Origin of the sequence: Nocardiopsis tropica (assembly GCF_042660575.1) — a bacterium.
GTDB classification, from domain to species: domain Bacteria; phylum Actinomycetota; class Actinomycetes; order Streptosporangiales; family Streptosporangiaceae; genus Nocardiopsis; species Nocardiopsis tropica.
The window spans coordinates 137,555-152,218 of the sequence record NZ_JBHSUF010000013.1 but is presented as its reverse complement, the minus strand read 5'-3'; the positions used below and the strand labels follow the sequence as shown (position 1 = coordinate 152,218).

Below are 14,664 nucleotides of genomic sequence, written 5' to 3'. Positions count from 1 at the left end.
CCGCGTGTGCCGACATGGAGATGTGCGGGTGTGTCGACATGACGTCCTGTCGGTAAGGAGTCGTGTCACCCATCGGTCCGTCGGGGCGCCGGGGTCACTTCCCGGAGCCGTCCTTGTCCCGTTCCTGGGCGTCCTCCCCGGCCTCCGGAGATCCTGCCCCGGTGGCCTCGGTGTCCTCCCCGGGCCCGGTGGAGGACGCGGTCTCCCCGGTCTCCCCGGTCTCCCCGGGCGTGGCGACCGCCCCGGGAGGGACGGAGCCCGCGGGGTCCCCGGAGCCGCCCCCGGTGTCCCCGGGAGCCGCGGGATCCGCGGGATCCGCGGCGGTGCCGGTCGCGGCGCCGTCCGGTCCCCCGGCCCCGGCGGCCCCGGCGGCCTCGGAGTCGGAGCGGGACGCCTGCTTGCGCGCCCACTTGCGCAGGGCGCGGGGCGCCAGCGCGGCGACCAGGATCAGCAGGCCGATACCGCTGATGAGCAGCGCCTGGGTGCCCAGGCCGGTGGCGTTCACCGGGATCACGGTGTCCTGCGTGCTGATCGGCTCGCCCGCGGAGTTGTGCAGGCTCACGGTCAGCTCGGTGCGGCCGTTGACCCGGGCCGACAAGGGGACGTACACGGTGGTCTTGGCGCCGGGGTCGATCTCGAAGAAGTCCGTGTACGAGCCGATGCTCAACCGCTCGGAGTTCTCGGAGAACACCGACAGGCGCACGATGACGGCCTGGTCCTCCAGGTCGTTGGCCACCAGGACACCGGTGGTGCCCGTCTGGCTCGCCAGGGTGACCGGCTCGCCGGGGATGACGCGCACGTCGCCCATACGGTCCTGCACGGAGTCCAGGACGAGGGACCGGGTCGCACCCGCGAGGGCCTCCTCCTCCCGCCAGTACACGGACTCCAGGCGCAGGAGCGCGGGGCGGAACGGGTCGACGTCGTCCACCAGGACGCTGTTGAACAGGCGCACGTCGTTGTTGACGTCCTCGACCAGTCCCATATAGGTGGGGCTGAGCTCGTCCTCGGAGGCGCTGTCCGGGTAGTCCAGGTTGCGCCGGGTGTCCTCGCGCTCGTCCGCGTCGGCCGGCTCGATCTCGTCCAGCTTCTCCGGCGACAGCCACGGGAGGCCGTCGGAGGCGGCCAGCACGCCGTCGGCGAACTCCGGGCTGGGGTCCCAGCCCGGGTTCGGCGAGGCGACGACCACGCGGTCGCCGCCCGCGTTCTCGCCCGCGATCATCGCGGTCTCGGCGGCGAACCGCTGGAGCGCGAGCGCGGACTCGCCGGGCTCCCACGACGGCATGGACAGCACGTCGGTGAGCCCGGAGTCGGCCACCAGAGCGAACGGCTCCTCGACGGGCTCCTCCTCGGGAGCGGCCAGCGGGGCCTGCGCGGTCGGGGTCGTGGACATCCAGGACGCGGGCGGCATGGCGCCCTCGCCCAGCAGGAAGCGGGTGGCGCCCTGGGCGGCGTACAACTCGTAGACGGGGTCGTCCATCAACCCGCCGGGCGGCATCGCGAAGGCGCCGTCCGCCTCGAACGACAGGGCGCGCAGGACCGCCTCCTGCCCGATCCGGAGCGAGGCGGCGGCGTCGTCCCCCATGTCGTTGCGCAGCAGGGCCCCCAGGTCGGCGCCGGCGTAGGGGGACGCCACGACCGTGTCGCGGGCGAGCACCGCGCGCGCCTCGCGCAGCCACACCTGGGCCGCCTCGTCGGGGCCGGCCCCGTGCCTGACCGGGTCGGCCTCCGCCGGCACGGCGAGGAGGTCCTCCAGGACCTCGTGGTCCTCCGCGGCCATCCGGTGGATGTCGTCGAGGGTGCCGGGGTCCACCGCCCAGGTGACCGGCACGCCCTCGGTGCGTTCGGGGCGGGGCTCCTCCTCGGCGCCGGGATCCTCCCCGCCTCCGTCGCCCTCGGCGCCGGGGTCCTCCTCGTCGCCCTCCCCGCCGTCCTCGGCGGCCTCCTCGCTGGGGACGGAGTCGGCGGTCTCCTCCGCGGTGGCCTCGTCCTCCTCCGACGGCGGCTCCTCGGGCTCCTCCCCGAGGCCGAGCAGCTCGACCAGGTCCTCCTCGCCGGCCGCGAAGTCCAGGGGGACCTGCGCACCGGACGAGAGGAGGCGGCCCAGCCTGCCCTCGGCGCGGACCGATTCGTGCAGCTCGCCGCTGAGGAAGGTGTCGTCGTCGGCCCGCTGGGGCCGGTCCATCAGCGGCCACACCCACGCGATGTCGACGGAGGGCACGTCGTCCCCTCCGGAGCCCGTGTAGGGGAGGAACGTGTACTGGGAGCCGATGACACCGCCGTCCCCGTCGACCGCCTCGACCACGAGCGGGTACACGCCGTAGGACGAGAGGTCCAGGTCCTCGACCGGGACGCTCAGCGAGTACTCCTCGGAGGCCTCGGGCGGCAGTGCGGAGGCGACCTCCTCGTCCGGGCCGGGAGCGTTGGGCTGCCAGCCGTCCCCCGAGGCGAACTCGTCCAGCTCGTCGCGGTTGGTGAACGGGTGCCGGGAGTACCTGACCCGGACCGTCACGTCGCGCACGCTGTCCGCGGTGGTGTTGGTCACCTCGCCCGCGATCCGCAGGGTGCTGTCCTCGCGGACCGCGTCCGGTGTGATGCGCTCGACGACGAGCGGCTCGACGGAGCCGTCGTCCTCGGGGTCCGCCAGCGCGGGTGAGTGCGCGGCCGGTATCGGGAGCAGCGCGGTGGTCATGGCCATGACCACCGTCGCGGAGGCAATTCGACGCAACGCTTGACCGGTTTCCTGATTCGGGTCCAGGTGGCCGTCCCGCCGGGGAACACGGTGAAGGGGCGGAGACGCTCGGGGTGCCCGCACGGCGCACACGGCGTACGCGGGTCGGGTGGGCGCGAGATGACCGCGGTCCTACCACTCCACCCGAAGATACCGTCTTCGCTGTCCGTCGGGTCGGGGGAGGACCACCGCGTGGTGCTCGGCGGAGGGGCCACTCTTTCATCAAACGGGTGCGCTCCACCAGAGCCGGGGCCGACCTGTGGACGACCCGGCCCGGCCGGGGGCCGCGGGACGATTCGCAGTTTGGACCGACGGCCGCCTAATCTGCGTGGTGTGCCGAACACAGAGTTTTCGAGTGAGAACGACGCCGACCAGCGGCCGGAGGCCGGGGCGGTCCCGGGACCGGGGTCGCTGAACGGTACCCGGCGCGCGGCGATCACCGCGCTGGCGGAGGCCGTGCAGCCGGTATCGGACGAGCTCGGCGCCCGTTTCGCGTCGCACGGACAGCAGCTCGCCCTCGTCGGCGGCCCGGTCCGCGACGCGCTCCTCGGCAGGCGCTCCAACGACGTCGACCTGACCACCGACGCGGTCCCCTCGCGCATCCTGGAGCTGGTGGACGGCTGGGCCGACTCCGTGTGGACGGTCGGCATCGAGTTCGGCACGGTGGGCCTGCGCAAGGGGGGTCACCAGCTGGAGATCACGACCTACCGCAGCGAGTCCTACTCGCCCAAGTCCCGCAAACCCGACGTGGCCTACGGCACGGACATCCACGACGACCTGTTCCGGCGCGACTTCACCGTCAACGCGATGGCCGTGCGCCTGCCGGAACTGGAGTTCGTGGACCCCTTCGGCGGGCTCGCCGACCTCGAGGCGGGCGTGCTGCGCACACCGGGCCGCCCGGAGGACTCCTTCAGCGACGACCCGCTGCGCATCATGCGCGCGGTGCGCTTCGCCGCGCAGCTCGGCTTCACGCTCGCGCCGGAGGTCGCCGAGGCGGCCCGCGGCATGGCCGACCGCCTGTCCATCGTCTCCGCCGAGCGGGTCCGGGACGAGCTGACCAAGCTCATGGTCAGCCCCGACCCGCGCCGCGGCATCGAGCTGATGGTGGACCTGGGCATCGCCGAGTACGTGCTCCCGGAGATCCCCGGGCTCCGCCTGGAGATCGACGAGCACCACCGGCACAAGGACGTGTACGAGCACTCGCTCACCGTCCTCGACCAGGCCCTCGACCTGGAGCGTTCCCGTGGCCACGAGCCCGACCTGGTGCTGCGCCTGGCCGCGCTGCTGCACGACGTCGGCAAGCCCAAGACGCGCGAGTTCGAGGGAGGGGGCCGGGTCACCTTCCACCACCACGAGGTGGTGGGGGCGTCGATGAGCCGCAAGCGGCTCACCGCCCTGCGCTTCCCCAAGGACGTCGTCTCCGACGTGTCCACGCTGGTCGGGCTGCACCTGCGCTTCCACGGCTACGGCAAGGGCGAGTGGACGGACTCCGCGGTGCGCCGCTACGCCCGCGACGCGGGATCCCAGCTGGAGCGGCTGCACATCCTCACCCGGGCCGACTGCACCACCCGCAACCGCCGCAAGGCGGCGGCGCTGTCGAAGGCCTACGATGACATCGAGCGGCGCATCGGGAAGCTGGCCGAGCAGGAGGAGCTGGACCGTATCCGCCCCGACCTCGACGGAAACGAGATCCAGGAGGTCCTGGGCCTCTCGCCGGGGCCCGTGGTCGGCAAGGCGTACCGCTTCATGCTGGAGCTGCGCCTGGAGAACGGGCCGATGGGCAAGGAGGAGGCGGCGGCGGAGCTGCGCGCCTGGGCGGCGGAACACCTCTAGGGAGTGTTCCGCGGGGATCAGCGGTGCGGCTTCACCGCGGTCACGGCCATCGCCATGCCGAACACCCGCAGAGGGGTGCCCTCCAGGCCGTCGGACAGGGACTGGAGCCCGCGGGTCCGGCGGTCGAACGGCGGCATCACGTAGTCGACGGCGCGCATGCTCAGCCCGACCGCGCGCAGCAGCCGGCCCATCTCCTGGGTGGTGAAGGAGCGCGCGTCCGACATGCGCTCGTGGAGCGGCCGGACCCAGGGCAGGAACGGCGCCGTCAGGGCGGACCTGCGCCTGCGCCCCCACAGCACCCCGTGGGTCTCGAACGGGAACCACCGGTTGGGCGTGGTGAGGGAGAGCGCCCCGCCGGGCTTGAGGACGCGGTGGATCTCCGCGAGGCTGCCCTCCACGTCCTCGATGTGCTCGACCACCTCGAACGCCGTGACCCGGTCGAAGGTGTGGGCGTCGAAGGCCAGCGAGTCGGCGGACATCTTGTGGAGGCCGATCCGGTCCTCGAACCCGGTGCCCGCGATCCTGGCGGCGAACGCGTCGAGGCGGCCGGGCTCGACGTCGATGGCGTCCACGCGCACGTAGCCCTGGGCGAGTTCGACGGTGTACGTGCCGTCCCCGCACCCCACGTCCAGCAACCGGTCGCCGCGGACGGGCAGCTGCCGGGACACCGCCCCGATCCGCTTGGTCACCCCGCGCGCCCCGAAGGCGCCGGAGGGGTTCCCGGGGCCCAGCTCGCCGCCCATGGCGCACCATCCCTGTGTGTCGACAAGTCTTTTCCGGGACACTACAACACGTGACTCCGCCGTCACGGAAGGATCGGGCGGTGTGCGGCCGGGCCGGCCGGGGCGCCGTCCTCCCCGGCCGGGCCGGGGGGCCGTGCCGACCCGTCGATCCGTCGACTCGTCGCCATGTCGCCACGTCGACACGTGTGCGGTCCGGCGGACACGGCGGTCCCGGAGGCGGACCGGCCGGGGAGTGATCCCCGTCCTTGTCGTGCCGGGCGGCAGCGGGGGAGACTGGCGCGGTGACCATCACCACCTGGTACCTGGAGTCCACCGACCCCGCCGACCTGCGTCCCGCGCGGGAGCCCGGGGCGGACGTGACGTTCTCCCGGGCCGAGATCCCCAGCCCCGTGCTGAGCCGGTTCATGCACGGCGGTGAGGTCGGCGGCGACTGGGAGGCGGCCGACGGGCTCGGCCTCTCGGCCGAGCAGTGGCGGGCGTGGGTCGACCACCCGGGGCGCGAGACCTGGGTCCTGTACGAGGAGGACACCCCCGCGGGCTACGCGGAGCTGGACGCCCAGCCCGACGGGGCGGTGGAGATCGCCTACCTCGGACTCGTGCCCGGCTTCCTCGGCAGGGGGATGGGCGGGCACATGCTCACGCTGGCCCTCGAACGCGCCTGGGACCTGGCCGGGCGCTGGCCGGACCGGGACCCGACCCGGCGGGTGTGGCTGCACACCTGCTCCCTCGACGGGGAGCACGCGCTGGCCAACTACCTGGCCCGCGGCCTCCGCGTCTACGAGGAGACCACGGAGCACGGCTGACGGGGAGCCGGTCGCGCCGGGTCGGCACGTCGACAGGTCCTCCTGTCGACATGTCGCCGGAACGCCGGGGCGTGGTCCGCGGACGCTCTCGGCGGGCCCGGCGCCCGCGGACCCGGAACGGTCCGCGGAACACGCCCTACGCCGCCTCCCGCACGGCCTCCGGCCCCGGGACGCGGAAGCCGCGCACCACCCAGGCGGCGGCCGCCGCCGTGTAGGCGGTCGCCATGCCCGCGACCACCGGCACGCTGATCCCCGAGGGCGGGACCAGTGCGGCGGCCAGGGCCGCGCCCAGGACGAACGTCGCGTTGAAGAGCACGTCGTACACCGAGAACACCCGGCCCCGGAACGCGTCGTCGACATGTCGCTGGACCAGGGTGTCGACGGTGACCTTGACCCCCTGGGAGACGAAGCCGAGCACGAACGCGGCCACGGGGAACAGCGCGGCGGAGAACGGCAGGCCGAACACCACCAGGGCCGCGGCCGCCACCGCCAGCTGGAGGGCGATCCAGCTCCCGGCCGCCATTCGGGCCGTCGCCCAGGGAGTCGCCACGGCGCCCAGGAAGAACCCCGCCGCCAGGAGCCCGGCCGACACCGAGAAGCCGGCGAGCCCGGCCACGCCGCCGTCGGCGAACGCGTTGTTGTACAGGAGCAGCGTCAGCAGGGTCGAGACGCCGAACAGGACCCGGTGGACGCCGATGGTGGCGAGGGCGTCCCTCGGGGCGGGGCGCTCCCAGATGTGCCGTACCCCGGACGCCATGCCCCGCGCCACGCTGCGGACGGCGTCCGCGACCTCGGCGGGTTCGCGCTCCAGGTGCGGCCCCAGCTCCCGGCGGCCCAGGGTGAGGGAGACGAGGGCCGCGCCGGCGAAGCCGAGCGCGGCGACGAGGAGGATCAGCCCCGTCCCGAGCGCTGCCCCGCCGCCGACGAGGCCGACGGCCAGGCCCGCTCCGGTCCCGAGGGAGCTGGCCGCGGTGCCGCAGGTCGGCGTGACGGCGTTGGCCATCATCAGCTTCTCGCGGGGCACGACGTAGGGCAGGCCGGCGGAGAGGCCGGACAGGAAGAAGCGGTTGACGCTCAGCACCAGGAGCGCCGCGACGAAGAAGGCCGGCCCCTCGCCCCCGGACACCAGGAGGGCGCTCACGGCCGCGAGCGCGGCCTTGGCCAGGGAGGACAGGAGGAGGACCTGGCGGCGGGGCCACCGGTCGATGAGGACCCCGGCGAACGGCGCCACCACCGAGAACGGCAGGAGCAGGACGGCGAAGGCCGCCGCGACGGCGCCCGCGCTCGTGTGCTGCTCGGGGTTGAAGAAGACGAAGCCGGCCAGCCCGGCCTGGTAGATCCCGTCGGAGAACTGCGAGACCAGCCGGGTACCGAAGAGGCGGCGGAACCGCGGGCCCCGCAGGACCGCGCGCAGATCACCGAAGAAGGACACCGGACCAGGGTAGGGCGTGCCCGGGGCCGGGGCCCCGGGCAGCCGCCCCACACCGGTGGCTACTCGCCCGCGATGAAGCTCTCGACCTTGTCGTGGGCCTCGGCGTCGCTGTACTGGACGGGCGGGGACTTCATGAAGTAGGAGGAGGGCTCCAGGATCGGGCCGCCGATCCCGCGGTCCTTGGCGATCTTCGCGGCGCGGACGGCGTCGATGATGATGCCCGCGGAGTTGGGGGAGTCCCAGACCTCCAGCTTGTACTCCAGGTTGAGGGGGACGTCGCCGAACGCGCGCCCCTCCAGGCGGATGTACGCCCACTTGCGGTCGTCGAGCCACGGCACGTGGTCCGACGGGCCGATGTGCACGGAGCCGGCCTTGAGCTCGTGGGGGATCTGCGAGGTGACGGACTGCGTCTTGGAGATCTTCTTGGACTCCAGGCGCTCACGCTCCAACATGTTCTTGAAGTCCATGTTGCCGCCGAAGTTCAGCTGGTAGGTGCGGTCGACGATCACGCCCCGGTCCTCGAACAGCTTGGACAGCACCCGGTGGGTGATGGTCGCGCCGATCTGCGACTTGATGTCGTCGCCGATGATCGGGACGCCGGCCCGGGTGAACTTGTCGGCCCACTCGGGGTCGGAGGCGATGAACACCGGGAGGGCGTTGACGAAGGCGACGCCCGCGTCGATCGCGCACTGGGCGTAGAACTTCCCGGCCTCGTCGGAACCCACGGGGAGGTAGGAGACGAGGACGTCGGCCTTGGCGGCCTTGAGGGCCGCGACCACGTCGACGGCGTCCTCGGGGGACTCCTGGATGATCTCGCGGTAGTACTTGCCGAGGCCGTCGTAGGTGGGGCCGCGCATGACGGTGACGCCGGTCGGCGGCACGTCGCAGATCTTGATGGTGTTGTTCTCGCTGGCCGTGATGGCGTCGGCCAGGTCGTGCCCCACCTTCTTGGCGTCCACGTCGAAGGCGGCGACGAACTCGATGTCACTCACGTGGTACGGCCCGAACTGCACATGCATGAGGCCGGGCACCCGGGACTCGGGGTTGGCGTCCTTGTAGTAGTGAACGCCCTGCACGAGCGATGCCGCACAGTTGCCGACGCCCACGACGGCTACACGTACCGAACCCATTGGTCCTTGCTCCTTCTTCTCCGCGAACATGGATTCCACAGCGCACGGCGACGGCCCCGCGCCGGAGGCGGTCGGGTTCGTCGTCCTGCGTTCGTCTTCCGTATGTGGTCAGCAGCGAACACGGCGTTTCTGTTCCCCCGTGGGCGGCTGTCGACCGCCGGGGAGAGAACATGCATGTATGGCTGTTTTGTTCAGCTATGACTCTATCTCCGCCCGATCGGGGGACCGCATGGCGCACCGCCGACACGGCCGCCCGGCGGCGCCCGGACCCCCTCCGTCCAGCGGATATCCGGAGACACTGGGGGCAAAATCTCACACACTGCCCCCGACCTGCGCGAACGAGGTCCCCGAGCGGGGCGCGGACACGGTCCCTGAGCCTGCCGGCGTTCGGTTCCCGCGCCCTGAACAGGCGCGACGGGCGGTTTCGGACACAACATGGCCAGGTGTCCCATGGCGCGCGATACCCTCGCGCGTGGGTTGTGCTATACCGTTCCATCGCTCTAACGTGACCTTTGATTTGCGTGCGTAGCCGGTAGAGCCCCCGGACGGAGCCCCCGCCGCGGTGACGTCCCGTCGGCACAGAGCACCGACGGGCGGGCAGCGCTCCCGCAGGCCAACGATCAGGAGGATGAAGCGGCTAACGTCTTCGCGACCTGTTGAAAACCCCGAACCGCCTCTGTGCGTCCCTTTTATCAAGCCTTGAACGACCGGTGAGGAGGCGGACGCGGCCCCGCGGGGCCGATTCGCCCAGGTCGCCCGAGGAACAGGTCGCGGATCACCGATCCCCCAGGGGGACCGTCCCCCCGTTTCCACCAAGGAATCGTCAGGCCGACCGGCCGTGAGAGGCAATCGAGGACCACGTGAGTACCGAACGACGACGGAATGCCGACGGCGGCCGTCGCCGGGCCGATGGCCCGGGCGACGGTCCACGGGGCGAGGGCGGAAGGCGCAGGGCCGACGGCCCGCCGCCGGGTGACCAGCAGTCCGGAGGCCGGCGTCGATCGGGCTCCGGCGGCGGCGCCCGCCGGGGCGACGGCGGGGCCGAGCGCCCGCGCCGTCCGCGCCCCCCCGAGAACGAGGCGCGCTCCGAGGGCCAGGGCGGCCGCCGCAGAGCCGAGGGCGAACGCCCCCGCCGGCCCGAGGGCCAGCGCAGGCGCCCCGAGGACGGCGACCGCCCCCGCCGCCGTCCCGAGGGCGAGCGGCCCCGCAGGCCGGAGGACGGCGACCGCCCCCGGCGCCGCCCCGAGGGCGAGCGCGGCGGACGCCCCGAGGGGCAGCGCCGCCGCCCCCCCGAGAACGAGGCCCGCTCCGGCGGACGCCGCAGGGCGGGCAACGGCCCGCGCGACCCCCGCGACCGGGACCGCGAGCACGGCTCGCGCTCGGAGGGCCGCCGCGCCGCGGGCCGGGGCACCCGGGCCGCCGCGGGCTCGGGCGGCAGGGGGGGCGGCGGCGGGCGCCGCCGGTCCCGCGACGAGGAGCCGGACGACCGCCCCTGGTACAAGCGGTTCTTCGCCAAGGCGTGGAAGCCCGCGCTCGCGGCCTTCGGCCTGATGGTCATCGGCGGCGTGGGCGCCTTCGCGGTCCTGTACGCCCAGGCCCCCGACAGGGACGAGCTCGAGACCAAGGCCGAGAACACGATGTCGGCCACCCAGATCATGTGGGCGCCCCAGGGGGACGAGAACCCCGAGGTCGCGGTCACCACGGGCGAGGTCCGGCGCGTCGAGGTCAACTACGAGGACATCCCGCCCGAGGTGATCGACGGCGTGCTCGCCGCCGAGCAGCGCACCTTCTTCCAGGACCCCGGCATCAGCATCAGCGGCATCGGGCGAGCCATCCTCTCCCGCGGCGAGGCCGGCGGCGGCTCCACCATCACCCAGCAGATGGCCCGCAACTACTACAGCGACCTCGAGCAGGACGACCGCATCGTCCGCAAGATCCGCGAGATCTTCATCGCCATCAAGCTCGGCCAGCAGATGGAGCACGAGGAGATCCTCGAGGCCTACCTCAACACGATCTACTTCGGCCGCGGCGCCTCGGGCATCGAGATGGCCTCCCAGGCCTACTTCGACAAGAGCGTGTCGGAGCTGAACTCGGAGGAGGGCGCCTTCCTGGGCGTCATCATCCAGATGCCCAGCAACTTCGAGGCCAACGAGATGGGCGACTGGACCACGACGTACCTCAACGAGGAGCGCTGGCCCTACATCCAGGAGCAGCTCGCCCTCATGCACGAGGAGGGCAGCGGCCGCGGCCTGCCGCGCGAGGAGGCCGAGGCACTGGAGATCCCCGAGCGGATCCCCTACGACCCCACCGCCGAGGCCGACGTCGACCCCAAGTTCGGCTACGTGCGCAACGCGGTCATCCAGGAGATCACCGAGCGCTACGCGGGCTCGGGCATCACCGACGCGACGATCGCCACCCAGGGCCTGGTCGTCGAGACCTCCCTCGACCCCGCGCTCATGGACGCCGCGACCGGCGCCTTCGACGTCCTCCCCGGCACCCCCGACGACACCATGAAGGGCCTCACGGCGGTCGACCCCGCCACGGGCGAGATCCTCGCCTTCCACGGCGGCCCGGCCGTGTCCGAGGTCGTCAACAACTCGCTGCAGCACCGCACACAGGCCGGATCCTCCTACAAGCCCTACGTGCTCGCCACCGCGCTCAGCAACGACATCAGCCTCCGGAGCATGTTCGACGGCGACTCGCCGCAGAACTTCCCCGAGCTGCAGAGCCCGGTGCAGAACGCGGGCGGCACCAGCTACGGGCCCGTCGACCTCGTCCAGGCCACGGCGGACTCGGTCAACACCCCCTTCGTGGAGCTGACGTCCCGGCTCGGCGCCGCGACGGTGGACGAGACCGCGGTCGCGGCCGGGGTGGACGAGGACCAGATCACGACCTCCACCCAGGGCCCGCTGGTCGCGCTCGGCACCCACCAGGTGACCGCCCTCGACCAGGCGTCCGCCTACGCCACCTTCGCCGCGGGCGGCGTCCACCGGCCGGCGCACATGGTCACCGAGCTGAGGATGGCCGACGGCACGGTCGTCGCGCCCGACGACGCGGACGAGATCGAGCAGGGCACCCAGGTGGTCTCCACCGAGGTCGCCGCCGACGTCACCTACGCCATGACCCAGGTGGTCGAGGCGGGCGGTGGCAGCAACGCGGCGCTCCCCGACGGGCGCCCGGTCGCCGGCAAGACCGGTACCTCCAGCGGGGCGGTCTCCGCGTGGTTCGTGGGCTACACGCCGCAGCTCGTCGCGGCGGTCGGACTCAGCCGGGCGGACGCCAACCTCTCGCTGGAGTTCGAGGGCCAGCCCGAGAACGAGATCTTCGGTGGCACCACCTCGGCCAACGTGTGGAAGGAGTTCATGACGACGGCCGTGGAGGGCATGCCCGTCGAGCAGTTCCCGCCCCCCGCCTACGTCGGCGCGGACCAGAGCTTCCTGCCCACGCCGAGCCCGAGCGAGGAGCCCACCGAGGAGGAGAGCGAGGAGCCCTCCGACGAGCCCTCCGACTTCCCGGAGTGCGACCCCGCGAACATCGACCCGGAGAACCCCAACTGCGAGGGCGTCGAGTCCCCGCCGGAGTGCGACCAGTTCGACTGGGAGTGCCAGAACGAGGGGAACCCCGATGTCCCCGAGGAGTGCACCGGTCCGAACCCGCCCTCCTGGTGCGAGGAGCAGACCACGCCGGGCGAGCCCGGCGACGACGCGAGCGATGACGACGGCGGCCTGGGCTGGCCCCGGAGCAGCTCCAACGAGAACAACAGGATGATCGTCCTCGGCCGGGACGAGTGACCCCCCTCCCGCCACGGCGGGAGGCCTGACCGAGGGGGCCGGTGCGCGGAGGTTCCGCGTGCCGGCCCCCTCGCGTGTCCGGCCGTCCACAGCCATCACCGGTGGTACGCGGCGACTGGTAACCTTGGGGGCTGTATGGCTCAGAGTCCGTGCGAGGCCCGCCGACCCCGGCGCGGAACAGCTCGCGGACTCCTGCCCTCCTGCCATGGAGATTCCATGGCCGCAACAGTCCAGAGGAGGAACGTACGCCTATGCGTCGTTACGAAATCATGGTCATCCTCGACCCGAACCTCGACGAGCGCACCGTCGCCCCGTCGCTGGAGAACTTCCTGGGCGTCGTGCGCAACGACGGCGGCTCGGTCGAGAAGGTCGACATCTGGGGCAAGCGCCGTCTCGCCTACGACATCGACAAGAACCCCGAGGGCATCTACGCGGTCATCGACCTGACGGCCACGCCCGCCACGGTCAAGGAGCTCGACCGCCAGCTCGGCCTCGCCGAGGCCGTGCTCCGCACCAAGGTCCTCCGGCCCGAGGTCCACTAGGACGGCCCTGCCCGTACCCCTCACCCCCTTCCGTCCGCCCCGGTTCTGTCAGTACCGGCGCGGATGATCGGGGGAGCAGGCGAAACCGCCTGAACCGACTACCTCGAACCGGAGCCCATCCATGGCAGGCGAAACCCAGATCACGCTCGTCGGCAACCTCGTCGACGACCCTGAGCTGCGCTTCACGCCCAGTGGAGCCGCGGTCGCCAACTTCCGTGTGGCCTCGACGCCCCGCACCTTCGACAAGCAGTCGGGGGAGTGGAAGGACGGCGAGTCCATGTTCCTCACCTGCACTGTCTGGCGGCAGTACGCGGAGAACGTGGCCGAGAGCCTTCAGCGGGGCATGCGCGTCATCGTGCAGGGCCGGCTGAAGCAGCGCTCGTACGAGACCCAGCAGGGTGAGAAGCGGACCGTCTTCGAGATCGACGTCGAGGAGGTCGGCCCGGCTCTGCGCAGCGCCACCGCGAAGGTGACCAAGACGCAGCGCCAGGGTGGCGGCGGCTTCGGCGGCGGCAACGGCGGCGGAGGCGGTTTCGGCGGCGGCCAGCCCCAGCAGGGTGGCGGCGGCTACGGGAACCAGGGCGGCGGCTTCGGCGGGGCGCAGGGCGGCGGAGGCCGCAGCGGCCCCCCGGCCGACGACCCGTGGGCGACCAACGGTGGCGGCGGTGGCGGCGGGTTCGGTGGCGGCGGCGGAGGCTTCTCCGACGAGCCCCCGTTCTAGCGCTCCACCCCGCACCACGCAGCACACGGCCCGGTGCCCCAGGGCGCCGAGTCACCTTTCCATCCACAGACCATCCCCGGGAGGACCCCGGGGCTCTTGCGAAGGAGCACCACGATGGCGAAGCCGGCAGCGCGCAAGCCCAAGAAGAAGGTTTGCCTCTTCTGCCAGGAGAAGCAGTCCTACATCGACTACAAGGACACCACGCTTCTCCGCAAGTTCATCTCCGAGCGCGGCAAGATCCGTGCCCGCCGCGTCACGGGCAACTGCACCCAGCACCAGCGCGACGTCGCGACCGCGATCAAGAACGCGCGCGAGGTGGCCCTGCTGCCCTACACCAGCACCGCTCGCTAGCGGCGATATCCGAGGGAGGTTTTTGTCGTGAAGCTGATTTTGACCCACGAGGTCAACGGTCTCGGAGCCCCCGGCGACGTCGTCGAGGTGAAGAACGGTTACGGTCGCAACTACCTGCTGCCCCGCGGGTTCGCCATCCGGTGGACACGCGGCGGTCAGAAGCAGATCGACCTGATCCAGCGCGCGCGCTCCGCGCGTGACATCCGCACCCTGGACGAGGCCAGGCAGGTCGCCGGCCAGGTCGGTGCGCTCACCGTGCGCCTCAAGCAGCGCGCCGGCGAGGGCGGTCGTCTGTTCGGTTCGGTCACGCCCGCGGACATCGTCGACGCCGTCAAGGCGACCGGCGGCCCCGAGCTGGACAAGCGCCGGATCGAGGTCAAGACCCCGATCAAGTCGGTCGGAAGCCACAAGGTCCAGGTCCGCCTGCACCCCGAGGTCTCCGCGACGATCAAGCTGGACGTCGTCGGCGCCTGATCCCAGGCACCGGACGCGTCAGGGCCCCGCCTCTCCTCGGAGAGGCGGGGCCCGCTTCGTGTCGGGACGTGTTCCGGCGGGTCGGTCGTGCTCTCGCGGGGGTGGGGCTTTCCTGA

General features: G+C 72.3%; 11 protein-coding genes. 7 read left to right on the top strand and 4 right to left on the bottom strand.

Annotation, left to right across the window (positions count from 1 at the left end):
• Positions 1 to 94: 94 nt before the first annotated feature.
• Positions 95 to 2,701, bottom strand: coding sequence for a DUF6049 family protein (locus tag ACFQBR_RS21690; protein WP_344179209.1), 2,607 nt, complete (start codon positions 2,699 to 2,701; stop codon positions 95 to 97).
• A gap of 360 nt (positions 2,702 to 3,061) precedes the next feature.
• Between ACFQBR_RS21690 and ACFQBR_RS21685 the strand changes: the two genes are divergently transcribed.
• Entirely contained in the window at positions 3,062 to 4,561 is a 1,500-nt protein-coding gene (locus tag ACFQBR_RS21685) for a CCA tRNA nucleotidyltransferase (protein WP_267947339.1), read from the top strand.
• 17 nt (positions 4,562 to 4,578) lie between these two features.
• On the opposite strand, the gene ACFQBR_RS21680 is transcribed toward ACFQBR_RS21685, so the two are convergent.
• The gene (locus ACFQBR_RS21680; protein ID WP_344179195.1) at positions 4,579 to 5,304 is read right to left on the bottom strand and encodes a class I SAM-dependent methyltransferase; all 726 of its coding nucleotides are present in this window, start codon (positions 5,302 to 5,304) and stop codon (positions 4,579 to 4,581) included.
• Positions 5,305 to 5,585: 281 nt separating this feature from the next.
• Between ACFQBR_RS21680 and ACFQBR_RS21675 the strand changes: the two genes are divergently transcribed.
• Positions 5,586 to 6,107, top strand: a complete 522-nt coding sequence (locus ACFQBR_RS21675; protein ID WP_267947337.1) for a GNAT family N-acetyltransferase — start codon at positions 5,586 to 5,588, stop codon at positions 6,105 to 6,107.
• 136 nt (positions 6,108 to 6,243) lie between these two features.
• Here the strand turns inward: ACFQBR_RS21675 and ACFQBR_RS21670 are convergent, their stop codons facing one another.
• Both ACFQBR_RS21670 and ACFQBR_RS21665 read right to left on the bottom strand, forming a co-directional pair.
• Positions 6,244 to 7,539: an MFS transporter gene (locus ACFQBR_RS21670; RefSeq protein WP_267947336.1), complete on the bottom strand. Its 1,296-nt coding sequence runs from the start codon at positions 7,537 to 7,539 to the stop codon at positions 6,244 to 6,246.
• 59 nt (positions 7,540 to 7,598) lie between these two features.
• Complete coding sequence (locus ACFQBR_RS21665; RefSeq protein WP_267947335.1) at positions 7,599 to 8,669, bottom strand: inositol-3-phosphate synthase; 1,071 nt, start codon at positions 8,667 to 8,669, stop codon at positions 7,599 to 7,601.
• An 860-nt stretch (positions 8,670 to 9,529) separates the two neighbouring features.
• On the opposite strand from ACFQBR_RS21665, the gene ACFQBR_RS21660 reads away from it, so the two are divergent.
• From ACFQBR_RS21660 to rplI, 5 genes are all read left to right on the top strand, one after another.
• Positions 9,530 to 12,460: a transglycosylase domain-containing protein gene (locus ACFQBR_RS21660; protein ID WP_378554250.1), complete on the top strand. Its 2,931-nt coding sequence runs from the start codon at positions 9,530 to 9,532 to the stop codon at positions 12,458 to 12,460.
• 251 nt (positions 12,461 to 12,711) lie between these two features.
• The gene (gene rpsF / locus ACFQBR_RS21655; protein ID WP_267947333.1) at positions 12,712 to 13,002 is read left to right on the top strand and encodes a 30S ribosomal protein S6; all 291 of its coding nucleotides are present in this window, start codon (positions 12,712 to 12,714) and stop codon (positions 13,000 to 13,002) included.
• Between the two features lie 121 nt (positions 13,003 to 13,123).
• Positions 13,124 to 13,723 (top strand): single-stranded DNA-binding protein, encoded by a 600-nt coding sequence (locus tag ACFQBR_RS21650; RefSeq protein ID WP_267947332.1) that lies wholly within the window; start codon positions 13,124 to 13,126, stop codon positions 13,721 to 13,723.
• A gap of 114 nt (positions 13,724 to 13,837) precedes the next feature.
• Positions 13,838 to 14,074 (top strand): 30S ribosomal protein S18, encoded by a 237-nt coding sequence (gene rpsR / locus ACFQBR_RS21645; protein WP_013155832.1) that lies wholly within the window; start codon positions 13,838 to 13,840, stop codon positions 14,072 to 14,074.
• Between the two features lie 27 nt (positions 14,075 to 14,101).
• A complete protein-coding gene (gene rplI, locus ACFQBR_RS21640) occupies positions 14,102 to 14,548 on the top strand; it encodes a 50S ribosomal protein L9 (protein ID WP_267947331.1) in 447 nt (148 codons plus the stop codon).
• The last annotated feature ends 116 nt before the right edge of the window (positions 14,549 to 14,664 follow it).

Bases quoted from the DNA above. Each gene is read 5' to 3' on its own strand.
- ACFQBR_RS21665 (WP_267947335.1), bottom strand. From the start codon at position 8,669: ATGGGTTCGGTACGTGTAGCCGTCGTGGGCGTCGGCAACTGTGCGGCA.
- ACFQBR_RS21680 (WP_344179195.1), bottom strand. From the start codon at position 5,304: ATGGGCGGCGAGCTGGGCCCCGGGAACCCCTCCGGCGCCTTCGGGGCG.
- rpsR (WP_013155832.1), top strand. From the start codon at position 13,838: ATGGCGAAGCCGGCAGCGCGCAAGCCCAAGAAGAAGGTTTGCCTCTTC.
- ACFQBR_RS21650 (WP_267947332.1), top strand. From the start codon at position 13,124: ATGGCAGGCGAAACCCAGATCACGCTCGTCGGCAACCTCGTCGACGAC.
- rpsF (WP_267947333.1), top strand. From the start codon at position 12,712: ATGCGTCGTTACGAAATCATGGTCATCCTCGACCCGAACCTCGACGAG.